A 24,371-nucleotide genomic window follows, 5' to 3' on the forward strand; every position below is an offset into this window, starting at 1 on the left:
TTCGGGCGCGACCTAACGTCGTCGGACCGCCGTCCCTGGTGGGAGTTCAAGGGCGAACGTTAGGTGTCCATTCCATGCTGACCATCCTCGGCTTCGGCATGATCGCGACCTTCCTGGTCCTGATCATGCTGAAGAAGATGTCGCCGATCGCGGCGCTCGTGCTGATCCCGGCACTCTTCTGTGTCTTCGTCGGGAAGGGCGCCCACCTCGGCGACTACGTCCTCGACGGCGTCACCGACCTCGCGCCCACCGCGGCGATGCTGATGTTCGCGATCGTCTACTTCGGCGTGATGATCGACGTCGGCCTCTTCGACCCGATCGTCCGGGGAATCCTCAGGTTCTGCAGGGCGGACCCGCTGCGCATCGTGATCGGCACCGCGCTCCTCGCCGCCATCGTCTCGCTGGACGGCGACGGCTCCACCACCTTCATGATCACCGTCTCGGCGATGTACCCGCTCTACAAGCGGCTGAAGATGAGCCTCGTCGTGATGACCGGCGTCGCGGCCATGGCCAACGGCGTGATGAACACGCTGCCCTGGGGCGGCCCGACCGCCCGCGCCGCGACCGCGCTCAAGGTCGACGCGAGCGACATCTTCGTCCCCATGATCCCCGCCCTCGCCACCGGACTCCTGGGCGTCCTCGTGCTGGCGTACGTCCTCGGCCGCCGCGAGCGCACCCGGCTCGGCGTGCTGACGCTGGACGAGGTGCTGGAGCCCCACGCGGCGCGCACCGGGACGGTGCTCGTCGCGACGGCGGGCTCCGACACCGTGCCGGGCGCGGCGAAGGGCCGCTCCGGAACAGGCAAGGGAGCCGTACGCGGCGGGAGTTCGGGCCTCGGAGGCGACAAGGCGGGCGTGCACGAGGGAGACACCGGCACGCGGACCGGCGAAGACGCCGAACACCCCGACGAGGACGACGACTTCCAGGGGCTCGACCCCCACCGTGCCACCCTGCGGCCCCGGCTCTACTGGTTCAACGCGCTGCTGACGATCGTCCTGCTCACCGCCATGATCATGGAGTTGCTGCCGATCCCGGTCCTGTTCCTGCTCGGCGCGGCCCTCGCCCTCACCGTCAACTTCCCCCACATGCCCGACCAGAAGGCCCGCGTCGGCGCGCACGCCGAGAACGTCCTCAACGTCTCCGGCATGGTCTTCGCCGCCGCCGTCTTCACCGGCGTCCTCCAGGGCACCGGCATGGTCGACCACATGGCGTCCTGGCTGGTCGACAACATCCCCGACGGCATGGGCCCCCACATGGCGCTGGTCACCGGCGTCCTGAGCATTCCGCTCACGTACTTCATGTCCAACGACGGGTTCTACTTCGGCATCCTCCCGGTGCTCGCCGAGGCCGGCCACGCCCACGGCGTCACCACCCTGGAGATCGCCCGCGCCTCGATCGTCGGGCAGCCCCTGCACATGTCGAGCCCGCTCGTGCCCGCCGTGTACGTCCTGGTCGGCATGGCCAAGGTCGAGTTCGGCGACCACACCCGCTTCGTGGTCAAGTGGGCGGCGCTCGTCTCGCTCGTGGTGCTCGGCGCCGGAATCCTCTTCGGCACCATCTGACCCACCCGCACACCACGGCCTCCCGCGCGCTCCCGCGAGGCCCGGAAGGACGTCACCATGAGGCCCGGCGGGAACCGCGGCTGGCTGCTCCGCCTCGTCATCGCCTTCGCCTTCACCCAGGGCGCGGTGTCGATGGCGCGGCCCGCCGTCTCCTACCGGGCCCTCGCGCTCGGCGCCGACGAGCGGGCGGTCGGCGTCATCGCGGGCGCCTTCGCGCTGCTGCCGCTGTTCGCGGCGGTACCCCTCGGACGCCGTACCGATCACGGTCGGTGCGCGCCCCTCCTCCCCGCCGGAGTCGTCCTCATCGTCGCCGGCTGCGCCCTGAGCGGCACCGCGGACGGCCTGACGGCGATGGCCGCCTGGAGCGGCGTGATGGGCCTCGGCCACCTCTGCTTCGTCATCGGCGGGCAGTCGATCGTCGCCCGCCAGTCCGCCCCGCACGAACAGGACCGCAACTTCGGGCACTTCACCATCGGTGTCTCGCTCGGCCAGCTGATCGGACCGGTCGCCGCGGGCGCGCTGATCGGCGGTCACGACCGCTCGGACGGCAGCGCCGTCGCCCTGCTCGTCGCCGGCGCGGTGGCCGCCGTCTCCTTCACCGCGCTGTGGCGCATCGAGCACCGTACGGGGGAGACGGTCCCCGAGGCGGGCGGCGACCGTGTGCCCGTGCACCGCATCCTGCGCACCCGAGGCGTCCCGGCGGGCATCTTCGTCAGCGCCGCCGTCCTGTCCGCCACCGACATCCTCACCGCCTACCTGCCGGTCGTCGGCGAACACCGGGGCATCGCCCCCGCGGCGATCGGCGTGCTGCTGAGCCTGCGCGCCGCGGCGACCGTCGCCTGCCGGCTGGTGATGACGCCCATGCTGCGGCTGCTCGGCCGGACCGCGCTGCTCACCGTGACCTGCCTGCTGGGCGGCGTGCTGTGCGCGGGCATCGCGCTGCCCGTGCCCGTGTGGGGGCTCGCCCTGCTGCTCGTCGTCCTCGGCTTCTGCCTCGGCGTGGGCCAGCCGCTCTCGATGACCACGGTCGTCCGGGCCGCCCCCGGCGACGCCCGCTCGACGGCGCTCGCGCTGCGGCTGACCGGCAACCGGCTCGGCCAGGTCGCCGCACCCGCCGCCGCGGGCCTGGTCGCGGGAGCGGCGGGGGCCGCGGCGCCGTTCGTGATGCTGGGCGGGCTGCTGCTGGTGTCGTCGGGCATCGCGCTGCGCGCACCCGCGAGCGCCGAACCGGAATACGGACCAGCGCGGCTGCGGCGACGTCCCGCACGCCGCCGCAGCGGCATCTGAGTGGCCGATACGGACGGGACCGGCGGCCCCGCGCGGACCTGGCCCGGTGGCCGCGGCGGCGGCGGAAGACGCTCCCGCCCCGGACCCGACCAGCGGTCCCGCACCGAGCGCGGCCGTTCGCCCGGTGCCGTAAGCGCGCATCCGGTGGCCCCGGAGAGGGTGTCCGGATCCGACCGGTAGACGATCGTCCGTTTCCGCCCGTACCGAACCGGCCCGTCCGATACCGGTAGGTGTCTTCCCTCAGGCATGCGCGGTCCGTTAGCTTCCGTGACTCATACGTCCCGTACGACTCCGGCGGGACGACCGACCGCGGAGCACCAGCGCCTTGCACGCCCCCGGGGGCACCTGCCATGACACGCGCCATCTCCCTGCACCACGTCAGTAAGTCGTACACGCGCGGCGTCCGCGTGGTGGAACGGCTCTCGCTGGACATCCGGCCCGGCGAGTTCCTCGTCCTGCTCGGCCCCTCCGGCTGCGGCAAGTCGACCGTGCTGCGGATGATCGCCGGCCTGGAGGAGGTCACCGAGGGCGAGATCCGGCTCGACGGGGAGTACGCCAACGAACTCGCCCCGTCCGGACGCGACATGGCGATGGTGTTCCAGAACTTCGCGCTCTACCCGAGCATGACGAGCCGCGACAACATCGGCTTCCCGCTGCGCATCGAGTCGCCCGGCGAGGACCCCCGGGCCCGCGTGGACGCCACGGCCCGCATGCTCGGCATCCAGGACCTCCTCCACCGCTTCCCCAGCCAGCTCTCCGGCGGCGAGCGGCAGCGCGTCGCGATGGGACGGGCCATCGCACGGCACCCCTCCGCCTTCCTGATGGACGAGCCGCTGTCCAACCTCGACGCCAAGCTCCGCAACCACCTGCGCGCCGAGATCGCCCGGCTCACCCGGGAGTTGGGCGCCACCACCGTGTACGTCACGCACGACCAGGCCGAGGCGATGTCGCTCGGCGACCGGGTCGCCGTGCTGCGCGGCGGGGTCCTCCAGCAGGTCGGCACGCCCCGCACGGTCTACGGACTGCCCGCCAACGTCTTCGTCGCCGCCTTCATCGGCACCCCCCGGATCAACCTGCTGCGCGGTGTCGTCCGGGCCCCGCTCGACGGGGCGATGACGATCAGCCTCGGCAAGCAGTTCCTCCGGCTGCCCGAACCCCTCTCCCTCGACCACCAGTTGCTCCGGGTGCAGCAGGGCCGCGAGGTGATCGTCGGGCTGCGCTCCGAGGCCATCCGGCTCGCCAGGGCGTCCGACGCGCGGGCGGGAGAGGTGGCGATCACCGGCCTGGTCGAGCACGTGGAGTTCCAGGGGCACGAGGTCCTGGTCCACTTCAACACCGGGTCGCGGCCCGCCCTCGTACCGGATCTGGAGTCGCCGCGCCCGGCCCGCGGAGCCCGGAGGCGACGCCGCGACGGCACCGTACTGGACCGGCTGCGGGAACGCGCCGGTGCCCTGCGGGCCGGACCGGTCGTGGTCCTCGACCCGCCCGGCGAGGGGGACGCGGACCCCGACCTGCCGGGGACCCCGCCCGAGGGACGGCTCCCCGGCGACCTCGTCGTGCGCACCACACCCGACATCGACCTCCGGTACGGGATGCAGGTCCCGCTCCTCGTCGACCTCGCCCATCTCTTCGTCTTCGACCAGGGTGGCGAGCGGATCTGCCCGGCACCGGCGCGCCTGCCGGATCTGGACGAGTGAGACGCGTGCGGCGGCCGCCGACGAGCCGCGTCGCACCCCGCCCGGACCGGAGGACCGCCGTGTTCGTGGCCGTTTCGGAGTGATGCCCCGGCCTTCCGGGTGCCTCCTCGCCGCGGGTCCCCCTGGCGCCCCAAAACTATCATCGCTAGTTTAGGGCGCGGACGACGCTGCCCCGCCCGGGAGGAACACGATGAAGGCACACGACGGCATGTACATCGAAGGGGCGTGGCGCCCCGCCGCCGGACGGGACACGATCGAGGTCGTGAACCCGGTCGACGAGCAGGTGATCGGCCACGTCCCGGCCGGCACGGTCGAGGACGTCGACGCCGCCGTGCGCGCCGCCCGCGCGGCGTTCCCCGGCTGGGCCGCGACCCCGCCCGCCGAGCGGGCCGCCCGGCTGGCAGCCCTGCGGGACGTCCTGGCCGCCCGCAAGGACGAGATCGCCGAGACGGTCACCGCGGAGCTCGGCTCACCGCTCGCGTTCTCGCAGGCCGTGCACGCGGCCGTGCCCGTCCTGGTCGCCGGTTCCTACGCCGAGCTGGCGGCGACGTACGCCTTCGAGGAGAAGGTCGGCAACTCGACCGTCCACCAGGAGCCCGTCGGTGTCGTGGGCGCGATCACGCCCTGGAACTACCCGCTCCACCAGATCGTCGCCAAGGTCGCCCCGGCGCTCGCCGCGGGCTGCACGGTGGTGCTGAAGCCCGCCGAGGACACCCCGCTGACCGCCCAGCTCTTCGCCGAGGCCGTCGCCGAGGCGGGCATTCCGGCCGGTGTCTTCAACCTCGTCACCGGCCTCGGCCCCGTCGCGGGACAGGCCCTCGCCGAGCACCCGGACGTGGACCTGGTCTCCTTCACCGGCTCGACGGCGGTCGGCCGGCGGATCGGCGCCACCGCGGGCGCCGCCGTCAAGCGCGTCGCCCTGGAACTCGGCGGCAAGTCCGCCAACGTCATCCTGCCGAGCGCCGACCTCGCGAAGGCCGTCAACGTCGGTGTCGCCAACGTGATGTCCAACTCCGGCCAGACGTGCAGCGCCTGGACCCGCATGCTGGTGCCCGCCGAGCGCTACGACGAGGCGGTCGAACTGGCGGCGGCCGCCGCCGCGAAGTACGGCGAGCGCATCGGCCCCGTCGTCAACGCCAAGCAGCAGGAGCGGGTGCGGGGGTACATCGAGAAGGGCGTCGCCGAGGGGGCCCGGCTCGTCGCGGGAGGCCCCGAATCCCCGCGCGACCGCGGCTACTTCGTCAGCCCCACCGTCTTCGCCGACGTGACGCCGCAGATGACGATCGCGCAGGAGGAGATCTTCGGCCCGGTCCTGTCGATCCTCCGGTACGAGGACGAGGAGGACGCGCTGCGGATCGCCAACGGCACCGTGTACGGGCTCGCGGGCGCGGTGTGGGCGGGCGAGGAGGCCGAGGCCGTCGCCTTCGCGCGCAGGCTCGACACCGGCCAGGTCGACATCAACGGCGGCCGCTTCAATCCGCTGGCCCCCTTCGGGGGGTACAAGCAGTCGGGCGTGGGACGCGAACTCGGCGCCCACGGCCTCTCCGAGTACCTCCAGACCAAGTCCCTCCAGTTCTAGGAGCGTTCACGTGGTTCGCGCCGCAGTCCTTTCCGCCGTGGGTGCCCCGCTGGAGATCGCCGAGATCGAACTCCCGGAGCCCGGGCCGGGTCAGGTCCGGGTCCGGCTGGCCGCCGCCGGTGTCTGCCACTCCGACCTCTCCCTCTCCAACGGCACCATGCGGGTGCCGGTGCCCGCCGTCCTCGGCCACGAGGGCGCCGGTACGGTCGTCGCCGTCGGGGAGGGCGTCACCGAGGTCGCACCCGGCGCCGAGGTCGTCCTCAACTGGGCTCCCTCGTGCGGCCGTTGCCACGCCTGCTCGCTGGGCGAGGTGTGGCTGTGCGCCGACGCGCTCACCGGCGCCGGGAACGTCTACGCCCGTCGCGCCTCCGACGGCAGCGACCTGCACCCCGGTCTGAACGTCGCCGCCTTCGCCGAGGAGACCGTGGTCCCGGTGTCCTGCCTGCTGCCGGTCCCCGAGGGCATCCCCCTCACCGACGCGGCCCTGCTCGGCTGCGCCGTCCTCACCGGATACGGCGCCGTCCACCACTCCGCCCGGGTCCGCGCGGGGGAGACCGTCGCCGTGTTCGGGGTCGGCGGGGTCGGGCTCGTCGCGCTCCAGGCCGCCCGGATCGCGGGCGCCTCGAAGATCGTCGCCGTGGACGTCTCGCCCGAGAAGGAGGCGCTCGCGCGCGCGGCGGGCGCCACCGACTACGTCGTGGCCTCCGAGACCACCGCCCGCGAGATCCGCGCCCTCACCGGCAAGCAGGGTGTCGACGTCGCCGTCGAGTGCGTCGGCCGGGCGGTCGCCATCCGCACCGCCTGGGAGTCCACCCGGCGCGGCGGCCGCACCACCGTCGTCGGCATCGGCGGCAAGGACCAGCAGGTCACCTTCAACGCGCTGGAGATCTTCCACTGGGGCAGGACCCTCGCGGGCTGCGTGTACGGCAACTCCGACCCGGCACGCGACCTCCCGGTGCTCGCCGACCACGTCCGCGCGGGCCGCCTGGACCTCGCGGGTCTGGTCACCGACCGCATCGCCCTGGACGGCATCCCGGCGGCCTTCGACAACATGATCGCCGGCAAGGGCGGCCGGGCCCTGGTCGTCTTCTAGACGGCGCCCCACCACGCTCCGTTGAATCGCCGGAGGGGCTGGATTCAGCCCGTCCGGCGTTTGAGGACGAGGCCGTTCAGGCCGAACGGGGGGTCCGGGGGCAGCGCCCCCGGGAACGGGACGGGAAGGGGCGGAGGGGGCGAAGAACGACCTGCGGTGCGCCGGGGTGTCACGCCTCGTCGGCGTGGCACTCCTCCGCCCGCTTCCCGCCCGACGGGCCGGCCGGCGCGGGCCCCGACACCGCGGCCCCTTCCCGCACGGCCGCCGCGGCCGCCGCCGTCCGCGGACGGGACCGGGACACCGCCACGCCCGCGAGGCACAGCACGCCACCCGCCAGCGTCAGCAGCCCCGGCACCTCGTCGAGGAGCAGCCAGGACATCAGCACCACGAGGGCGGGCACCGCGTACGTGGTCGCGCCCATCCGGCTCGCGCTCGTGCGGGCCAGTGCGTACGCCCAGGTCGTGAAGGCCAGGGCGGTCGGGAAGACGCCCAGGTAGACCATGTTGAGCGTCGCCGAGACGGGCGCGTCCGCCGCGTCGTGGACCAGCTGACCGGCGAACGGCAGACACACCACGGCCCCGATCAGACAGCCGTACGTCGTCACCTGGAGCGCGCTCGCCCGCCCCAGCGCCGGCTTCTGCGCGACCACCCCGCCCGCGTAGGCGACGGCGGCGAGCAGACACAGCACGACACCGAGCACCGAGGAACCCCCGCCGCCCGACATCGACAGGCCCACCGCGACCGCGCCCGCGAACGACACCGCCATGCCCGCCAGCAGCCGGGGCGGCATCGCGTCCCCCAGCAGCCGCGAGCCGAGCAGCGCGATCAGGATCGGGCCGACGTTCACCACGAGAGCGGCCGTGCCCGCGTCCACCTGCTGCTCGCCCCAGTTCAGGGCCACCATGTAGAAGCCGAACCACAGCACGCCGGACACCGCGATCCCGCGCCAGGCGCCGCGCGGCGGCAGTCCCTCGCGCCGCACCGCGCAGACCGCCCCGAGCACCAGCACCCCCGAGAGCAGCCGCCCGAGCGCCAGCGCGCCCGGTGCGTACGCGGCGCCCGCGCTGCGGATGGAGACGAAGGCGGAGGCCCACAGCCCGACGGTGACGACCGCCGCGGCCGCGGCGAGCAGCCCCTCACGGCGGTGGTTCGCGCCGGACGATCCGGCGGGGGAGTCGTTCATCATGCTCCTGAGACTAGGGGCGGCGCGGCCGTCGGGCTCGCGGATATCGGACGGGGAGGCCGGTGAGGACAGCCGGTTCCAGTGGTACGCCGGACGGAACGAGCCGCCGGGGACCGGTGCAGCTCAGTGGAGTGCGGTGGCCTCGATGCCGAGGAGGTCGGCGAAGGCGCGCTCGCCGACCGGTGTCACCCTGACCGCCCGGTCCGAGCCGATCCGGACGCACCAGCCGGCGTCCAGGGCGTGCCGGCACAGCGCCGCGCCCGCGGTGCCCGCGAGATGCGGCCGGCGCTCCGTCCAGTCGAGGCAGGCGCGGGCCAGGGGCCGTCGGCCGGTGCGTTCGAGGGAGATGCCCGCGCCGCCGAACCAGCGCACGCCGGCGTCGGTGAGTGCGAACCCCGTGTCCTGGCGCAGCAGTCCGCGCCCGGTCAGCGCGTCGGTGAGGGCGATGCCGAGCCGCCCCGCCAGATGGTCGTAGCACGTACGGCCGCGGGCCATCGCCGAGCCGGTGCCCGACTCCCGCAGCGTGCGCGGCCGTTCGGCGGGGCGCGGCCCCACGTGCGCCGCGAGGTCCTCGACGAGCTGGGCGACGCGGGCGTCGGCCAGCCGCACGTAGCGGTGGCGCCCCTGCCGTTCCTCGGTGAGGAGGCCGCCCGCGACCAGCTTGCCGAGGTGTTCGCTCGCGGTCGACGCCGCGACGCCCGCGTGCCGCGCCAGTTCACCGGCGGTCCACGCCCGCCCGTCGAGCAGCGCCAGCAGGAACGCGGCCCGTGTCTCGTCCGCCAGCAGCCCGGCCAGTGCCGCGAGCCCCGGGCCCACCGGATCCTTCGTTCTCGTCATGCGGTCCAGCATGCGGCAGGGACCGTTCGGTGGCGGCCGAAAGGTCGCGGGAGCCGGTGCGGGAACGGCGGCGCACCGCTCGGAGCGGGCCACGGAGGCGCCCCGGCGCGGTGTCCGGTCAGGAGTCCTGCGTCCGTCGCGCGTACTGCACCGCGAGGCCGTCCAGCAGCGCCCCGAGCCCGGTCTCGAAGGCCCGCTCGTCGATCTTGTCCTGCTGGTCGGCGAGGAGGTGCGCCTGACCGAGGTGCGGGTAGTCGGCGGGGTCGTACGCGCTCTCGTCGTCGACGAAGCCCCCGGCGAACGACCCCAGCGCGGAGCCCATGATGAAGTACCGCATCAGCGCGCCGATCGAGGTGGCCTGCGCGGGCGGCCACCCGGCGTCGACCATCGCCCCGAAGACGGCGTCGGCGAGCCGGAGTCCGGCGGGACGCCGGCCGGGCCCGCGCGCGAGCACGGGGACGATGTTCGGATGGTCGCGCAGGGCCGTCCGGTAGGAGACGGCCCAGTCGTGCAGCGCCGTCCGCCAGTCCCGGCCGTCCTCGAACATCGACAGGTCGACCTGGGCGCTCACCGAGTCCGCGACCGCCTCCAGGATCTGGTCCTTGGTGCGGAAGTGGTTGTAGAGCGAGGGACCGCTGACCCCCAGCTCCGCGGCGAGCCGGCGCGTCGAGACGGCCGCCAGGCCCTCGGCGTCCACCAGGGCCCGTGCCGTCTCGACGATGCGGTCGGTGCTGAGGAGGGGCTTGCGCGGTCGGGCCATGGCGCACATAGTAGGGCTGCGTCAGGAAACTAGCAGTGCTAATTTAAATGTACGGCTTTCACGGGCCGCTATCTGTGGGGTGACTCGGCATGAACCTAGGTCTCAGCGAGGAGCAGACCGCCGTCCGGCAGCTCGCCAGGGACTTCGTGCAGCGCGAGATCGCCCCGCACGTCGTCGCGTGGGACCGCGCCGAGGAGGTCGACCGCTCGATCGTCAAGAAGCTCGGCGACGTCGGCTTCCTCGGCCTGACGGTCGACGAGGAGTACGGCGGCAGCGGCGGTGACCATCTCGCGTACTGCCTGGTCACCGAGGAGCTGGGGCGCGGCGACTCCTCCGTGCGCGGCATCGTCTCCGTCTCGCTCGGGCTCGTCGCCAAGACGATCGCGCACTGGGGGGACGAGGAGCAGAAGCGGCGGTGGCTGCCGGGACTCACCTCCGGCGAGTTCGTCGGCTGCTTCGGCCTCACCGAGCCGGGCACCGGTTCCGACGCCGGACAGCTGTCGACCCGGGCCGTGCGCGACGGGGACGACTACGTCATCAACGGCAGCAAGATGTTCATCACGAACGGCACCTGGGCCGACGTGGTGCTGCTGTTCGCCCGATCCACCGACGCCCCCGGCCACAAGGGCGTCTCCGCCTTCCTGGTGCCGACCGACACCCCCGGTCTGACCCGCCGCACGATCCACGGCAAGCTCGGGCTGCGCGGCCAGGCCACCGCCGAACTCGCGTTCGAGGACGTGCGGGTGCCGGCGAGCGCCATGCTGGCGCCCGAGGGCAAGGGCTTCGCGGTCGCCATGTCGGCGCTGGCCAAGGGCCGGATGTCGGTGGCCGCGGGCTGCGTCGGGATCGCCCAGGCCGCTCTGGACGCGGCGGTGACGTACGCGACCGAGCGCGAGCAGTTCGGCAAGACCATCGCGCATCACCAGCTCGTCCAGGAACTGCTCAGCGACATCGCCGTCGACGTGGACGCGGCACGCCTGCTGACCTGGCGGGTCGCCGATCTCATCGACCGCGGGCAGCCCTTCGCGACCGAGTCCTCGAAGGCCAAGCTCTTCGCCTCCGAGGCCGCCGTGCGCGCCGCCAACAACGCCCTCCAGGTCTTCGGGGGCTACGGCTACATCGACGAGTACCCGGCGGGCAAACTCCTGCGCGACGCCCGCGTGATGACCCTCTACGAGGGCACCAGCCAGATCCAGAAACTGGTCATCGGACGTGCTCTGACCGGAGTCTCCGCCTTCTGACCCCGCCCCGGCCCGCCCTCGGTCCTGCGACGGCGGGCCGTCGCCGTCCCGGGTCTGAGTACGCCTCTGAGTACGACGGCGGATGTGGCCCCGGCCGCGTCCGCGGATCCTTCTCCCATGAGTGAGACACCGGTCAAACAGCAGAACACCGCCGCCTTCTACGGGCAGGCCGTGGCGTCCTTCTCCGTCGCCATGGCCGCCACCGCCCTCGGCATCTTCAAGCTCCAGGTCGACGCCTGGGTGCGGGCCTTCCTGGCCATCGCCGTCCTCTACCTCGTGACGTCCGCCTTCACCCTCGCCAAGGTCATCCGGGACCGCCAGGACGGCCAGCGCGCGGGCGGCCGGGTGTACGACCCCTTCGAGAAGCTCTGACCTCCCAGGTCCGGGACGGGGCGCAGGTACTAAGCGCTCGCTCAGGTTCGGGGGTATGGTGTTCACCCTGGCAGTGGAGAAGGGGCGAACAGCGATGAGTACGGCGCAGGAGACGCCCGGCGGCGAGACACAGCCGTGGGCCGAGGTCACCCCGGACGCGGCACGGCGGCTGCTCGTCGCCGCCGTGGAGGCCTTCGCCGAGCGCGGGTACCACGCGACGACGACCCGCGACATCGCGGGCCGCGCCGGAATGAGCCCGGCCGCGCTCTACATCCACTACAAGACCAAGGAAGAGCTGCTCCACCGGATCAGCCGGATCGGCCACGACAAGGCGCTCGACATCGTGCGCTCCGCGGCCGAGGGGCGGGGCACCGCCGCCGAACGGCTCTCCGACGCCGTGCGGTCCTTCGTGCGCTGGCACGCCGGCCAGCACACGACGGCGCGCGTCGTGCAGTACGAGCTGGACGCCCTCGGGCCCGACGCGCGCGCCGAGATCATCGCGCTGCGCCGCCAGGTGGACGCCGAGGTCCGCGGCATCATCGAGGACGGTGTCGCCGCGGGCGACTTCGACGTCCCGGACGTGCCCGGCACCACGCTCGCGGTGCTGTCCCTGTGCATCGACGTGGCGCGCTGGTTCAGCGTCGACGGGCCCCGGACACCGGACGAGGTCGGCGCGCTCTACGCCGACCTGGTCCTGCGGATGGTCGGGGCCAAGGAGTAGGGCCCGGCGGACGTGTGTCCACCGGGCCCGAGTTCGTTCCTCCGCCCGCGGTGACCGGCACTTTCCGCGGGCCGGTCCCTTCCGGGGCGCGGACCGTCCTCCCGGATCCGGGACGGTCCGGCGGTCTCAGAGGTAGTAGCGCGAGACGGACTCCGCCACGCAGACCGGCTTGTCGCCGCCCTCGCGCTCGACGGTGAACGCCACGGTCACCTGGACGCCACCGGGCACGTCGTCCACACCGGTGATCGTCGCGGTGGAGCGCAGCCGCGAGCCGACCGGCACGGGAGCGGGGAAACGGACCTTGTTCGTCCCGTAGTTGACGCCCATCTTCACGCCCTCGACCGCGATCAGCTGCGGGCCGAAGAGCGGCAGCAGCGACAGGGTGAGGTAGCCGTGCGCGATCGTGGTGCCGAACGGACCCGACGCGGCCTTCTCGGGGTCGATATGGATCCACTGGTGGTCGCCGGTCGCCTCCGCGAAGAGGTCGATCCGCTTCTGCTCGATCTCGACCCAGTCGGTGTATCCCAGCTGTTCGCCCACCGCGCTGCGCAGTTCGTCGACCGTCGCGAACGTCCTCGGCTCTGCCATGTCCCTGGCCTCCCGCATCTCATAGTCTAAGCGACTGCTTAGCATGCTCGGGCGGGCGGCGCATGTCAACGGACCCGGCGGGTGACGCGGTGGGTAGGTTGGGAGCGTGCCCCAGATCCCTGAGAAGATCCACGAGCTGACCGTCGGCCAGTTGTCGGCCCGCAGCGGCGCCGCCGTCTCCGCCCTGCACTTCTACGAGGCGAAGGGCCTGATCAGCAGCCGCCGGACCTCGGGAAACCAACGCCGCTACCATCGCGACGCGCTCCGCCGGGTCGCCTTCGTGCGGGCCGCCCAGCGGGTCGGCATCCCGCTCGCCACCATCCGCGAGGCGCTCGCCGAACTGCCCGAGGAGCGCACCCCGACGCGGGAGGACTGGGCCCGCCTCTCCGAGGCCTGGCGCTCCGAACTCGACGAGCGCATCAAACAGCTCGGCCGGCTGCGCGACCACCTCACCGACTGCATCGGCTGCGGCTGCCTCTCGCTGGAGAACTGCGTGCTCTCCAACCCCGACGACGTCTTCGGCGAGCGCGGGACCGGCTCGCGCCTGATGGTGGAGCGCCCCGACGGCCAGGAGGCGGTGAGGACGCGCGACCGGGCGGCGGACGGCGGGTCCGGGCAGCGGGAGGAGCCGGTGGGGGACTGCCGCTGAACGCGCGTCCCCCACCTCGGTCCGCCTCGCCTACTCGTACTCCGTCCCGCCCTTGCGGGTCAGGTAGGCCGGGCTGACGGCCTTCGCCACCGCCCGGCCGCCGGTCACCGGGCTGTACCGCTCGACGGCCGGGCGGATCACGACCCCCTCGCGCAGGTGCAGCCCACGGCCGGACACCGTCTCCCGGCCGGAGGCGATCTCCAGGACGCGTCCGATGGCGTACGGGCCCTCGTACAGCCGGGGTACGAGCGGGAGTTCACCGGTGAGCAGCTCCGCCGCGTCCAGCCAGCGGACCTCGCCGTCGATCTCCGCCGACACGTCGAACACGGCGTAACCGATGGCCTCGCGGCGGCCGTCGGCACCGTACGTCAGGTCCTGGACCCCCGCCCCGTACACCTCGCCGAAGATGCCGACCCGGCGCGCGCCGAGGCGTTCGGCGAGCCGGGCGGCGGCCTCCGGGACACCGTGAGCGTGTACGGCGCGCCAGTACAGGTTGCGCGGATTCTCCTTCAGGGCGAGGGACTTGGCGCCGAAGCCCTTCGAGGAGACGTGCACGCGGTCCCCGTCCGCGAGGTGGGTGAGCAGGCAGGCGGAGCCGTGCAGCTTCTCCGTCAGGACGACGGGCTCGCCCTCGGTGAAGATGTCCGGGTACCGCTGGATGTTCTCGATGTCGACCCAGGGCAGCAGACCGGGTGCCGACTCGACGTCGCCGTCCATGGTGGGCGGGATCGGGGGCACCCATTTCACGATGCCGAGCGTCTCCGCGAAGTCCGTGCCCTCCCCGGCGGCGCGCACCAGGTCCACGTCCGCCAGTGCCTTGGGACGGCACACGATGCCCTGGGACAGCTCGCCCCGCAGCCGGACCGCCCTGACCCGGTCCGCGGCGGACCCCGCGAGCCGCCCGGTCAGCCCCAGTTCCTCGATCAGGGGAGCGGGCAGCACGGACTGCTCCGGGATGTAGACGGCGTGCTCGCCGGTGCGGAACGCGCCCTTCGCGACGACGGCCCGGTACAGGCCCACCTGGGCCAGTTCGAGCGCGTCGGCGTTCGGGTGGTCGTGCACGGTCAGCATTTCGGCGGTGACGCGCAGCGTCGACATCGGGGCTCCTCGGATCGCTCAGCCGGGTCTCATCGCCCCCAACTGTCCGCGGGGGAAAGGGCTGGAACCACCGAATTCACGGCTGCTACGGTCGACCGCCGCTCCCTTCGTGACGACCCCTCCGTCTCCCGGGCGGGCCGCGGCCGAGGGCCGCCTACCGTCGCACTCGGGCCGCCTCGTACTGCCGGAGCCCCTCCGCCACGAGCCGGCCGTTGGACTCCGCCCGCTCCCCGTCGGGGAGTTCGAGGGTGTCCTCCAGGCCGATCCGGGTCGCGAGCCCCAGGCGCCCCGCCAGCCGCAGCACCGGCCAGGCGCCGCCGTCCTCGCCGTGCAGCAGGACGGGCCGTTCGGGCGCGCCGAGCGTCGCGAGCAGTTCACGGGCCGACGCCTCGGCCGTGTGCCCGGACGTGTCCGTCACCTCGGCCAGCACCCGCAGGACCCGGGGCGCGAGCGGCGACGCGGCGAACCGGGCGGCGCCGTCCGTGCCGGACCAGATCCCCGCCTCCACGCCGATCCCGCGGCCCAGGAGGGCCGCGGCGATCTCCTCGGCGCCCGGCTCGTGCCAGTTGACCGACGCGTGGTCGGGCAGCACCGTCCATGAGCGGATCCGCGCGGCGCGGTCCGCGGGGTCGGGCTCTGCCCAGGCCCCGGTGGTCACGCCGACGGTGACGCCGACCCGGGACCGGATCGCGTCGAGTGTCATCGCCAGCACCCTCGGGGACAACGTGTCCTGCCCGCACGGGGTCTTGGGATGGACATGGATGTCGCGGGCGCCGGCCGCCACCGCCTCGGCGGCCGAGCGGGCCATGGCCTCCGGGTACAGGGGCACGACGGCACCGGCGGCGGGACCGCGTGCTCCGTTCAGACAGACCTGCACCATGCGTCCGATGATGCCGGACGGTACGGGCCGGCGGCGGATCGTGCGGCGGAGTCCGGTGACACCGGTGATATCCGGACACCGGTGCCCCGGGGGCACCGGGCGCCTCACCGCCGGCACCGGACACGGCGGCGCACCGGCCGACAGCACGGCCGATGTCCGCGGCGGCGGACCCGGCCGGGCGTCGTCACCGGTGAACGGTCACCGGGGTCGCGGACGATGGCGTTGTCAGGACAGGGGGGTGCCCGGGACGTGCGGCGGCCGGCTCTCCCGGCGCCGGGAACTGCGCGCCCGGCCACGGACCGTCCGCGGCCGTCGGCTCACCCGCAGTCCCCGCACCCGCCGTTCAGCCCGGCGGCGTCCCGGCCGCCCGGCCCGGCAAGGGACTCACGCCGACACGAGCAGCCGGCCGCGCCGGGCGCCGGCCAGGGCTTCCGGGGTCAGGACGGGCCGGGGCACCACGATGCCGCAGCTCGTGCAGACGGGGCCCGACGAGGGTTCGTGGGCCAGGTCGTACATCCACTGGAGGTTGCCTCCGGCGCACACCGGGCACACGGCGCCCGGCTCGCGCTCCAGCGCGGCGATCAGCCGGCGCAGCACCTCGGCGAGGGATTCATGAGGGTGGACACGGGGGTTGTCGCACCAGGCGACTCCGAACCCGCCCCAGGTCAGCCGGTGCCAGTCGTCGACACTGCCCGGCCTGCGCAGCCCGTCGTGCTTCTCCTTCTTGCGACGCTGCGCGAACTCGACCTCGTAGGCGAGCCAGACGGACCGGGCCTCCTCCAGCTCTTCCAGTGCGGCCACGAGCCGCACCGGGTCGGGGGAGCGGTCCTCGGGACCGAAACCGGCCCGGGAACTCAGATGGTCCCAGGTCGCCCGATGCCCGTAGGGGGCGAACCTTTCCAGACACTTGCGCAGTGAGTACCGCCGCAGTGCCAGATCACACCTCGGATCTCGCACCTGTCTCGCCAGACTCCGGAAACCGGCCATCGTCCTGCACCTCCGTCACACCTGCACCTGTACTCCGGTCACTTCGGCGCCGTCTCGTACGGACGTCGCCGAATAGACGTATCGACACGCGATTCGGCTCCATCCGTTTTTCGATGACTGCCATAAGCCACCGGCCGAGGGCCCTCGGCCTGCCTCCCGTTGCCGTCAACCGCCCGTGGGCGGCGTCCAGGGTCGCGATGAATCCTCAAAACTGACGCATGTTCACCTTCACTCCCGGGGATACCGGCGGTAACGTCCGGCCCACCCCAGTCGGTAGGAGCTGACATGCCACCGAGCACCCCACGCACCACCCTGGACAGACTGAGAACTCCCCGCAGATTCCCCAAGTTCCTCAAGGCCGCTTCCCTATGCGTGCTCATTGCCGGTCTTTTGTCGCCGCTTTCCCCGGCGGTCGCCGCCGACACCTCGGCGGCCGCGACGAACGACTACTGCGGCGGTCAGTGTTCGGACATCCTGCCGCCGGGCGAGAACGGGAACGCGACCCTGGCGCAGATCCTGCTCAACCAGGCCTTCGGCACCCAGCCCGGCCACGCGGAGGACCAGCTCACCCCGTACGGCAACCTGGCCTCCGGCTACCCCGCACTCACCGACACGAAGATCAACGACTTCTTCAACGACGCGTCCTTCGGCGTCGCCCCGGGCCAGGTCGCCTCGACCACGAAGCCCGGCGGACGCAGTGACGTGACGATCGTGCGGGACAAGAAAACGGGCGTTCCGCACATCACGGGCACCACGCGGTACGGCACCGAGTACGGCGCCGGGTTCGCCGCCGCCCAGGACCGGCTGTGGCTGATGGACGTCTTCCGCCATGTCGGACGCGGCCAGCTGACCGGCTTCGCCGGCGGCGCCCCCTCCAACCAGGGTCTGGAGCAGGAGTTCTGGCGCAACGCGCCTTACACCGAGGCCGACCTGCAGGCCCAGATCGACAGCGCGACCAGCAACGCCGGAGCGCGCGGCGTCCAGGCCCTCGCCGACGCCAAGGCCTATCTCGACGGCATCAACGCGTACATCGACGCCTCCGACAGCGGCCGCTACTTCCCCGGTGAGTACGTCCTGACCGGCCACAAGGACGCCATCACCAACGCCGGCACCATCGACCACTTCCAGCTCACCGACCTGGTGGCGCTGGCCTCCGTCATCGGTTCGCTGTTCGGCTCCGGAGGCGGCGGCGAGGTCAACAACGCCCTCTCGCTGCTCGCCGCCCAGTCCAAGTACGGCGTCACCGAGGGCACCAAGGTCTGGGAGTCCTTCCGCGAGCGCAACGACCCGGAGGCGGCCCTCACCGTGCACAACGGCGAGAGCTTCCCGTACGGCGGCAAGCCGGACAGCGCGCAGGGCCAGGCCCTGCCCGATCCCGGCTCGGTCACCCAGGAGCAGCTCGTCTACGACCGCACCGGCAGCGCGACGGCCGCGAGCGCGACCGGTGCCTCCGCCACCGCGGCGAAGACCTCGCTCACCTCGGCGAAGCGCGGGATGTCCAACGCCCTGGTGGTCAGCGGCAAGCACACCGCGAGCGGGCACCCGATCGCCGTCTTCGGACCCCAGACCGGCTACTTCGCGCCACAGCTGCTCATGCTCCAGGAGATACAGGGCCCGGGCCTGAGCGCTCGCGGCGCCTCCTTCGCGGGCCTGAGCATGTACGTCGAACTGGGCCGGGGCCAGGACTACTCCTGGAGCGCGACGACCTCCGGCCAGGACATCATCGACACCTACGCCGTCGAGCTGTGCCAGGACGACTACCACTACCTCTACCACGGCACCTGCACGGCGATGGACAAGGTCGAGCGGACCAACTCCTGGAAGCCGACCGTCGCGGACGGCACGGCGGCCGGCTCCTACCGGATGCAGGTCTACCGGACCAAGTACGGCCCCGTGGAGTACCGCGCGACCGTCGGCGGCAAGAAGGTCGCGTACACCACCCTGCGCTCGTCCTTCCTGCACGAGGCCGACTCGATCATCGGGTTCCAGATGCTCAACGACCCGGACTACGTGAAGAGTCCGGCGACCTTCCAGAGCGCGGTGCAGCACATCAACTACACCTTCAACTGGTTCTACGCCGACTCCGCGCACACCGCGTACTACAACAGCGGGGACAACCCGGTGCGGGCCGGCGGGGTCGACGCCGAGTTCCCGGTGTGGGCGCGGGCCGCCTACGACTGGCAGGGCTGGGACCCGGCCACCAACACCGCGGCCTACACCCCGGCCTCCCAGCACCCCAACTCCGTGGACCAGGACTACTACATCTCCTGGAACAACAAACAGGCCAAGGACTACACCACGGCCTCCTGGGGCGACGGCTCGGTGCACCGCGGCGACCTGCTGGACGACCGGGTCTCGAAGCTGGTCCAGGCGGGCGGGGTGACCCGGACCGCGCTGGTGAAGGCCATGGCCGACGCGGCCCTCGCCGACCTGCGGGCCGAGGACGTGCTCCCCGACCTGCTGAAGGTCGTCAACAGTTCCCCGGTCACCGACCCCACGGCCGCAGCGGCGGTGGGAAAGCTGAACGCCTGGCTGACCGCGGGCGCCCGGCGCACGGAGAGCTCGGCCGGCTCGCACACCTACGCCGACGCCGACGCGATCCGCATCCTGGACGCCTGGTGGCCGCTGCTGGTCAAGGCGGAGTTCCAGCCGGGGCTCGGCAACGACCTGTACGCCGCCTTCGGCAACAACCTGCCCATCGACGAGGCCCCGTCCGCCGGGCACGGGCCGACCGGCTCGCATGCCGGAAGCTCCTTCCAGTACGGCTGGTGGAGCTATGTCGACAAGGACATCCGGGCGGTGCTGGGGGAGTCCGTGCAGGGCGGTCTGTCGCAGAAGTACTGCGGCGGCGGCAGCCTCAGCGCCTGCCGGGACGCGCTCGTCGGCTCGCTGAAGGAGGCGGCGGGCAAGGCCGCGGCCACCGTCTACCCCGGCGACGACCAGTGCTCCGCCGGCGACCAGTGGTGTGCCGACTCGATCGTCCAGCGGGCGCTCGGCGGCATCAAGCACGGCAGGATCACCTGGCAGAACCGGCCGACCTACCAGCAGGTCGTCGAGTTCACCGGACACCGGTGAGCACCCGGCCGCGCCCGTAGGCGCGGCCGCACCGGACCGGGGGCGGGCCGTGGACGCGGCCCGCCCCCGGGCGCCGTGCCGCATCCGTCGCCGGATCGGCACGGCGGTCGGATCGGCACGGCTCGACCGTCCGGGCTGCGGACGCGGTCACCTGTAGAGCAGGTACTCCTTGCGCGTCCGGCGGAACGCGCCGAGTTCGTCCTGCCAGGCCGCCACGACCTCGTCCGTGCCCGCGCCCGCGTCGATCATCGTGCGCACCTGTGTGGAGCCCGTCAGCTTGTCGATCCAGTCGTCGGAACGCCAGGCGAAACCGGTCCACACCTTCCGGGCGGTCACCAGGAGCGCGATCCCCGTGCGGACCGGGTCGTACGCCGCCCGGTCGTGCACATGGATCTGCACGCCCCCGACGGTCTTCCCCTCGAACTTGGAGAACGTCGGCGCGAAGTACGCCTCTCTGAAGTACACGCCGGGCAGCCCCAGTCCGTTCGCCGCCGCGGCCCACCGCCCGTCGACGCCCTCCGCGCCCAGCAACTCGAAGGGCCGGGTCGTGCCGCGCCCCTCCGACAGGTTCGTCCCCTCGAAGAGGCACGTCCCGGAGTACACGAGGGCGGTGTCGGCCGTCGGCATGTTCGGGCTCGGCGGCACCCAGGGCAGCCCCGAGGCGTCGTAGAAGTCGCTCCGCCGCCAGCCCGACATCAGCACGGTGTCCAGCTCGACGGGCCGGGTGAGGAACTCCCCGTTGAACAGCCGGGCCAGCTCCGCCACCGTCATCCCGTGCGCCTGCGCGATCGGCTGCCGGCCGACGAAGGTCGCGAACTCCTTGTGCAGGACCGGCCCGAGGGCCGCCCGGCCGGTGACCGGGTTCGGCCGGTCGAGCACCACGAACCGCTTCCCGGCGAGCCGGGCCGCCTCCATGCAGTCGTACAGCGTCCAGATGTACGTGTAGAACCGGGCCCCCGCGTCCTGGATGTCGAACACGACGGTGTCCACGCCGGAGGCCGTGAAGACGTCGGCGAGGGGCTGCCCGCTCTTCAAGTACGTGTCGTAGACGGGAAGTCCGGTCGCCGGGTCGTCGTAGCGGCCCTCGGACCCGCCGGCCTGCGCGGTGCCCCGGAAGCCGTGCTCCGGACCGAAGACGGCGGTCAGATCCACCCGTTCGTCGGCGTGCATGACGTCCACGATGTGCCGGACGTCCCGCGTGACGCCGGTCGGGTTGGTGACCACGCCGACGCGGCCGCCGCGCAGCGAGGCGTACCCCGAGGCGGCGAGCCGCTCGAACCCGGTGCGGAGCCGGTGGCCGGAGCCGGCGGCCGGCACCGCCGCCGCGGGCAGCGGGGTCAGGGCCGCGGCGGCGGTGCCGGCCGCGAGCAGTGACCGTCGGGACATGCGCATGGTGTGACCTCCGTGATCGCGGAAGGTTGGCACGTGCACGCTAAGGGCTCACGGCGGAAGTTCGTAGACCGCCGTTCCGTTTCTTCTGTCGTGGCTCGTCACGCGGCCCCCGGCGCGCGCCCGGGCCCCTTCCCTCGGCACATACCGACTGGTTAGTCTGGCGTGGCAGCAGAGCCGTGTCGCGTCGAAGGAGACCGATGGTGGGAGCCGTGCAGAGTGCGGGAGTGGTCGTCACCGGAGCGGGAGGTGGCATCGGAGCCGCGCTGGCCCGACGCTTCGCCGCCGAGGGGGCGCGGGTCGTCGTCAACGACCTCGACGCCGCGAAGGCGAAGGCCGTCGCGGACGAGATCGGCGGGATCGCGGTCCCCGGGGACGCGTCCCTGATCATCGAGGAGGCGCGCGACGCCCTCGACGGCACCGTGGACGTCTACTGCGCGAACGCCGGTGTCGGCTCGGGCGGTTCCGAAGCGGCCGGCGAGGACGTCTGGGCCCTCGCGTGGGACGTCAACGTCATGGCGCACGTGCGCGCCGCCCACGCCCTCCTGCCGGACTGGCTGGAGCGCGGCAGCGGCCGGTTCGTCTCCACCGTCTCCGCCGCGGGCCTGCTCACCATGATCGGCGCCGCGCCCTACAGCGTCACCAAGCACGGCGCGTACGCCTTCGCCGAGTGGCTCTCCCTCACCTACCGCCACCGCGGGGTGAACGTGCACGCGATCTGCCCGCAGGGTGTGCGCACCGACATGCTCGCCGCCACCGGCAGCGCGGGCGACCTGGTGCTCCGGCCGACCGCCATCGACCCCGAGGACGTCGCCGACGCACTGATGAAGGGGATCGAGGAGAACCGCTTCCTCATCCTTCCGCACCCCGAGGTCGCCGGGTACTACCAGGCCCGCGCCGCGGACCCCGACCGCTGGATGACGAACATGAACCACCTCCAGCAGAAGTGGGAGACCACCGAGTGACCAGCTATGCCGACCGGCCCTGGGTGGCCCTGCTCAGCGACGCCCAGCGCGCGCCGGTGCACCCCGCCGACACCCTGGTGCACGCGCTCCGGGACGCCGTCGCGCACACCCCGGACCGCACCGCCCTCGCCTACTTCGACGGGAGGCTGAGCTACCGCGAGGTCGACGAGCTGAGCGACTCCGTCGCCGGGCACCTCGCCGGGCGCGGCCTCGGACGGGGCGACCGGGTGGCCGTCCTGCTCCAGAACTCCCCGCAGTTCGTCCTCGCCCTGCTCGGCGCCTGGAAGGCCGGCGCGACGGTCGTACCGGTCAACCCGATGTACAAGGCGGGAGAGGTCCGGCACGTCCTGCACGACGCCGAGGTGACCGCCCTCGTCTGCTCCGACCGCGCGTGGGACGGCTATCTGCGCGAGACGGCCGCCGACTCCCCCGTACGGATCGTGCTGACCGCCTGCGAACTGGACCTCCAGACACGGGGCGACACCCGGGTGCTGTCCTTCGAGCGGATGCCGCTCGACGCGGGCGCCGACGATCTCGTGGCCGTCGCCCGGCAGGGGCACACCGCCCCGGAGGACCGCGACCTCGGGCCGTCCGACATCGCCCTCATCAGCTACACCTCGGGCACCAGCGGCACCCCCAAGGGAGCCACCAACACGCACGGCAACATCATGTACAACGCGGAGCGGCAGCGGACCGGGCTCGCCCTGCCGGAGGCGCCCGTGTACTTCGCGATGGCGCCGCTGTTCCACATCACCGGCATGGTCTGCCAGCTCGCGGCCTGTCTCAACAGCGAGGGCACGCTGGTCCTGGCCTACCGCTTCGAGGCGGGGGTCGTCCTCGACGCGTTCGCCGAGCACCGGCCGCTCTACACCGTCGGGCCCTCCACCGCCTTCATGGCACTGGCCGCCCATCCGGCGGTCACCCCGGACCACTTCTCCTCGTTCGTGAACATCTCCTCCGGCGGCGCGCCGCTGCCGCCCGCCCTCGTCGAGAAGTTCCGCGCCGGCTTCGGCCCGTACATCCGCAACGGCTACGGGCTCACCGAGTGCACCGCGCCCTGCGCCTCCGTGCCGCCCGAACTGGAGGCGCCGGTCGACCCGGTCTCCGGAACGCTCGCGGTCGGCGTGCCGGGCCCCGACTCGGTCGTGCGCATCGTCGACGACCTGGGCCAGGACGTCCCCTTCGGGGAACAGGGCGAGATCCTCGTGCGCGGCCCGCAGGTCGTGCCGGGCTACTGGCGACGCCCCGAGGCCACCGCCGAGACCTTCCCGGACGGCGAACTGCGCACCGGAGACATCGGCTTCATGGACACCGCCGGCTGGCTCTACGTCGTCGACCGCAAGAAGGACATGATCAACGCCTCCGGGTTCAAGGTCTGGCCGCGCGAGGTGGAGGACGTCCTCTACACCCACCCCTCGGTCCGTGAGGCCGCCGTCGTCGGGATACCCGACGGCTACCGCGGCGAGACCGTCAAGGCCTACATCAGCCTGCGGCCGGGCACCTCCGAGGACCCCGACGCGCTCGCCGCCTGGTGCAAGGAGAGACTGGCCGCCTACAAATATCCGCGGCAGGTGGTGATCCTGCCCGAACTGCCGAAGACGGCGAGTGGGAAGATCCTGCGGCGGGAACTGCGTTCCCGCACGGAGGACTCCCCGTAGTTCCCGGGGCCGACGGTTCCCGGGGAACACGGTGCTCCCCGGGAACACCCCGAGAGCGACAACGATCGATGTGAACGCACGGAAGGCAGGTGGCGGCAGTGCCCAGGACGACGGACGGTGACGGTACGCCCGTCCCGCAGCGGCTGCTGGCCGCCGCCACCCGGCTCTTCGCCGAGCAGGGCTACGACCGGACCTCCGTGCAGGAGATCGTCGAGGCGGCGGGCGTCACCAAGGGGGCGCTGTACCACTACTTCGGCTCCAAGGACGACCTGCTGCACGAGGTCTACGCGCGCGTGCTGCGCCTCCAGCAGGAGCGGCTGGACGCCTTCGCCGACTCGGACGCGCCGGTGGAGGAGCGGCTGCGGGGCGCGGCGGCCGACGTGGTCGTCACCACCATCGACAACCTCGACGACGCCTCGATCTTCTTCCGCTCCATGCATCAACTCGGCCCCGAGAAGCTCAAGCAGGTGCGTTCGGAGCGGCGGCGCTATCACGAGCGGTTCCGCGCGCTGATCGAGGAGGGCCAGAAGAAGGGCGTCTTCTCCACGGCGACCCCGGCCGACCTCGTCGTCGACTACCACTTCGGCTCGGTCCACCACCTGTCCACGTGGTACCGCCCGGACGGCCCCCTCGCCCGCCAGGAGGTCGCCGACCACCTGGCCGACCTCCTGCTGCGCGCACTGCGCCCGTAACCGGCCTCTCAGCCGCCGGACGGGCCAAATAAATACAGCCCCTCCGGCGATGGAGGAG

The 24,371-nt window shown here is 72.6% G+C and carries 21 protein-coding genes; 13 read left to right on the forward strand and 8 right to left on the reverse strand.

Annotated elements, in window-relative coordinates:
- Nucleotides 1-74 precede the first annotated feature (74 nt).
- From OG406_RS31155 to OG406_RS31175, 5 genes are all read left to right on the forward strand, one after another.
- A complete protein-coding gene (locus tag OG406_RS31155) occupies nt 75-1,562 on the forward strand; it encodes a CitMHS family transporter (RefSeq protein WP_164372537.1) in 1,488 nt (495 codons plus the stop codon).
- Nucleotides 1,563-1,619: 57 nt separating this feature from the next.
- The gene (locus OG406_RS31160) at nt 1,620-2,849 is read left to right on the forward strand and encodes an MFS transporter (RefSeq protein ID WP_329188951.1); all 1,230 of its coding nucleotides are present in this window, start codon (nt 1,620-1,622) and stop codon (nt 2,847-2,849) included.
- Between the two features lie 350 nt (nt 2,850-3,199).
- Nucleotides 3,200-4,546 carry an ABC transporter ATP-binding protein gene (locus OG406_RS31165; RefSeq protein ID WP_164372535.1) on the forward strand — a complete coding sequence of 449 codons (1,347 nt, stop codon included), beginning with the start codon at nt 3,200-3,202 and terminating at the stop codon, nt 4,544-4,546.
- Nucleotides 4,547-4,736: 190 nt separating this feature from the next.
- Nucleotides 4,737-6,125 carry an aldehyde dehydrogenase family protein gene (locus OG406_RS31170; protein WP_329188952.1) on the forward strand — a complete coding sequence of 463 codons (1,389 nt, stop codon included), beginning with the start codon at nt 4,737-4,739 and terminating at the stop codon, nt 6,123-6,125.
- Nucleotides 6,126-6,135: 10 nt separating this feature from the next.
- Entirely contained in the window at nt 6,136-7,218 is a 1,083-nt protein-coding gene (locus OG406_RS31175; RefSeq protein ID WP_267050355.1) for a Zn-dependent alcohol dehydrogenase, read from the forward strand.
- Between the two features lie 169 nt (nt 7,219-7,387).
- Here the strand turns inward: OG406_RS31175 and OG406_RS31180 are convergent, their stop codons facing one another.
- From OG406_RS31180 to OG406_RS31190, 3 genes are all read right to left on the reverse strand, one after another.
- Nucleotides 7,388-8,404 (reverse strand): DMT family transporter, encoded by a 1,017-nt coding sequence (locus OG406_RS31180; protein WP_267050354.1) that lies wholly within the window; start codon nt 8,402-8,404, stop codon nt 7,388-7,390.
- Nucleotides 8,405-8,524: 120 nt separating this feature from the next.
- Nucleotides 8,525-9,250, reverse strand: coding sequence for an ArsR/SmtB family transcription factor (locus tag OG406_RS31185; RefSeq protein WP_329188954.1), 726 nt, complete (start codon nt 9,248-9,250; stop codon nt 8,525-8,527).
- Between the two features lie 106 nt (nt 9,251-9,356).
- On the reverse strand, nt 9,357-9,998 hold the full coding sequence (locus tag OG406_RS31190; RefSeq protein ID WP_081223551.1) for a TetR/AcrR family transcriptional regulator: 642 nt from the start codon (nt 9,996-9,998) through the stop codon (nt 9,357-9,359).
- A gap of 89 nt (nt 9,999-10,087) precedes the next feature.
- On the opposite strand from OG406_RS31190, the gene OG406_RS31195 reads away from it, so the two are divergent.
- From OG406_RS31195 to OG406_RS31205, 3 genes are all read left to right on the forward strand, one after another.
- Complete coding sequence (locus OG406_RS31195; protein WP_267050352.1) at nt 10,088-11,239, forward strand: acyl-CoA dehydrogenase family protein; 1,152 nt, start codon at nt 10,088-10,090, stop codon at nt 11,237-11,239.
- Nucleotides 11,240-11,356: 117 nt separating this feature from the next.
- Entirely contained in the window at nt 11,357-11,611 is a 255-nt protein-coding gene (locus tag OG406_RS31200) for a YiaA/YiaB family inner membrane protein (protein WP_267050351.1), read from the forward strand.
- Between the two features lie 94 nt (nt 11,612-11,705).
- On the forward strand, nt 11,706-12,332 hold the full coding sequence (locus tag OG406_RS31205) for a TetR/AcrR family transcriptional regulator (protein WP_164372529.1): 627 nt from the start codon (nt 11,706-11,708) through the stop codon (nt 12,330-12,332).
- 126 nt (nt 12,333-12,458) lie between these two features.
- Here OG406_RS31205 and OG406_RS31210 read toward each other — a convergent pair whose 3' ends face one another.
- On the reverse strand, nt 12,459-12,920 hold the full coding sequence (locus OG406_RS31210) for a MaoC family dehydratase (protein WP_267050350.1): 462 nt from the start codon (nt 12,918-12,920) through the stop codon (nt 12,459-12,461).
- Nucleotides 12,921-13,026: 106 nt separating this feature from the next.
- Between OG406_RS31210 and soxR the strand changes: the two genes are divergently transcribed.
- Nucleotides 13,027-13,569, forward strand: coding sequence for a redox-sensitive transcriptional activator SoxR (soxR, locus tag OG406_RS31215; protein ID WP_267050349.1), 543 nt, complete (start codon nt 13,027-13,029; stop codon nt 13,567-13,569).
- A gap of 30 nt (nt 13,570-13,599) precedes the next feature.
- On the opposite strand, the gene OG406_RS31220 is transcribed toward soxR, so the two are convergent.
- The 3 genes from OG406_RS31220 to OG406_RS31230 all read right to left on the reverse strand — a co-directional run bounded on the left by OG406_RS31220 (nt 13,600) and on the right by OG406_RS31230 (nt 16,534).
- Nucleotides 13,600-14,667, reverse strand: a complete 1,068-nt coding sequence (locus OG406_RS31220; RefSeq protein ID WP_329188958.1) for an RNA ligase (ATP) — start codon at nt 14,665-14,667, stop codon at nt 13,600-13,602.
- Between the two features lie 154 nt (nt 14,668-14,821).
- Entirely contained in the window at nt 14,822-15,547 is a 726-nt protein-coding gene (locus OG406_RS31225; protein ID WP_329188960.1) for a 3-keto-5-aminohexanoate cleavage protein, read from the reverse strand.
- A 384-nt stretch (nt 15,548-15,931) separates the two neighbouring features.
- Nucleotides 15,932-16,534, reverse strand: a complete 603-nt coding sequence (locus OG406_RS31230; RefSeq protein WP_081223545.1) for a hypothetical protein — start codon at nt 16,532-16,534, stop codon at nt 15,932-15,934.
- 285 nt (nt 16,535-16,819) lie between these two features.
- On the opposite strand from OG406_RS31230, the gene OG406_RS31235 reads away from it, so the two are divergent.
- Nucleotides 16,820-19,609: a penicillin acylase family protein gene (locus tag OG406_RS31235; RefSeq protein ID WP_267050346.1), complete on the forward strand. Its 2,790-nt coding sequence runs from the start codon at nt 16,820-16,822 to the stop codon at nt 19,607-19,609.
- Between the two features lie 147 nt (nt 19,610-19,756).
- On the opposite strand, the gene OG406_RS31240 is transcribed toward OG406_RS31235, so the two are convergent.
- Nucleotides 19,757-21,001, reverse strand: coding sequence for an exo-beta-N-acetylmuramidase NamZ family protein (locus OG406_RS31240; protein WP_329188963.1), 1,245 nt, complete (start codon nt 20,999-21,001; stop codon nt 19,757-19,759).
- A 197-nt stretch (nt 21,002-21,198) separates the two neighbouring features.
- Here OG406_RS31240 and OG406_RS31245 point away from each other — a divergent pair, with 197 nt between their 5' ends.
- The 3 genes from OG406_RS31245 (at nt 21,199) to OG406_RS31255 (ending at nt 24,313) form a co-directional block, all read left to right on the forward strand.
- Nucleotides 21,199-21,963 (forward strand): SDR family oxidoreductase, encoded by a 765-nt coding sequence (locus OG406_RS31245; RefSeq protein ID WP_267050344.1) that lies wholly within the window; start codon nt 21,199-21,201, stop codon nt 21,961-21,963.
- Nucleotides 21,960-23,621, forward strand: coding sequence for a class I adenylate-forming enzyme family protein (locus OG406_RS31250; RefSeq protein ID WP_267050343.1), 1,662 nt, complete (start codon nt 21,960-21,962; stop codon nt 23,619-23,621). The genes OG406_RS31245 and OG406_RS31250 overlap by 4 nt, the downstream gene beginning before the upstream one ends.
- Nucleotides 23,622-23,719: 98 nt before the next feature.
- Entirely contained in the window at nt 23,720-24,313 is a 594-nt protein-coding gene (locus OG406_RS31255) for a TetR/AcrR family transcriptional regulator (protein WP_081223540.1), read from the forward strand.
- The last annotated feature ends 58 nt before the right edge of the window (nt 24,314-24,371 follow it).

Origin of the sequence: Streptomyces sp. NBC_01428 (assembly GCF_036231965.1) — a bacterium.
Classification (GTDB): Bacteria; Actinomycetota; Actinomycetes; order Streptomycetales; family Streptomycetaceae; genus Streptomyces.

What these genes read in the sequence shown, in the direction of transcription:
- OG406_RS31155 (WP_164372537.1), top strand. Translation starts at nt 75, where the DNA reads ATGCTGACCATCCTCGGCTTCGGCATGATCGCGACCTTCCTGGTCCTG.
- OG406_RS31160 (WP_329188951.1), top strand. Translation starts at nt 1,620, where the DNA reads ATGAGGCCCGGCGGGAACCGCGGCTGGCTGCTCCGCCTCGTCATCGCC.
- OG406_RS31165 (WP_164372535.1), top strand. Translation starts at nt 3,200, where the DNA reads ATGACACGCGCCATCTCCCTGCACCACGTCAGTAAGTCGTACACGCGC.
- OG406_RS31170 (WP_329188952.1), top strand. Translation starts at nt 4,737, where the DNA reads ATGAAGGCACACGACGGCATGTACATCGAAGGGGCGTGGCGCCCCGCC.
- OG406_RS31180 (WP_267050354.1), bottom strand. Translation starts at nt 8,404, where the DNA reads ATGATGAACGACTCCCCCGCCGGATCGTCCGGCGCGAACCACCGCCGT.
- OG406_RS31185 (WP_329188954.1), bottom strand. Translation starts at nt 9,250, where the DNA reads ATGCTGGACCGCATGACGAGAACGAAGGATCCGGTGGGCCCGGGGCTC.
- OG406_RS31190 (WP_081223551.1), bottom strand. Translation starts at nt 9,998, where the DNA reads ATGGCCCGACCGCGCAAGCCCCTCCTCAGCACCGACCGCATCGTCGAG.
- OG406_RS31195 (WP_267050352.1), top strand. Translation starts at nt 10,088, where the DNA reads ATGAACCTAGGTCTCAGCGAGGAGCAGACCGCCGTCCGGCAGCTCGCC.
- OG406_RS31200 (WP_267050351.1), top strand. Translation starts at nt 11,357, where the DNA reads ATGAGTGAGACACCGGTCAAACAGCAGAACACCGCCGCCTTCTACGGG.
- OG406_RS31205 (WP_164372529.1), top strand. Translation starts at nt 11,706, where the DNA reads ATGAGTACGGCGCAGGAGACGCCCGGCGGCGAGACACAGCCGTGGGCC.
- OG406_RS31210 (WP_267050350.1), bottom strand. Translation starts at nt 12,920, where the DNA reads ATGGCAGAGCCGAGGACGTTCGCGACGGTCGACGAACTGCGCAGCGCG.
- OG406_RS31220 (WP_329188958.1), bottom strand. Translation starts at nt 14,667, where the DNA reads ATGTCGACGCTGCGCGTCACCGCCGAAATGCTGACCGTGCACGACCAC.
- OG406_RS31225 (WP_329188960.1), bottom strand. Translation starts at nt 15,547, where the DNA reads ATGGTGCAGGTCTGTCTGAACGGAGCACGCGGTCCCGCCGCCGGTGCC.
- OG406_RS31230 (WP_081223545.1), bottom strand. Translation starts at nt 16,534, where the DNA reads ATGGCCGGTTTCCGGAGTCTGGCGAGACAGGTGCGAGATCCGAGGTGT.
- OG406_RS31235 (WP_267050346.1), top strand. Translation starts at nt 16,820, where the DNA reads ATGCCACCGAGCACCCCACGCACCACCCTGGACAGACTGAGAACTCCC.
- OG406_RS31240 (WP_329188963.1), bottom strand. Translation starts at nt 21,001, where the DNA reads ATGCGCATGTCCCGACGGTCACTGCTCGCGGCCGGCACCGCCGCCGCG.
- OG406_RS31245 (WP_267050344.1), top strand. Translation starts at nt 21,199, where the DNA reads ATGGTGGGAGCCGTGCAGAGTGCGGGAGTGGTCGTCACCGGAGCGGGA.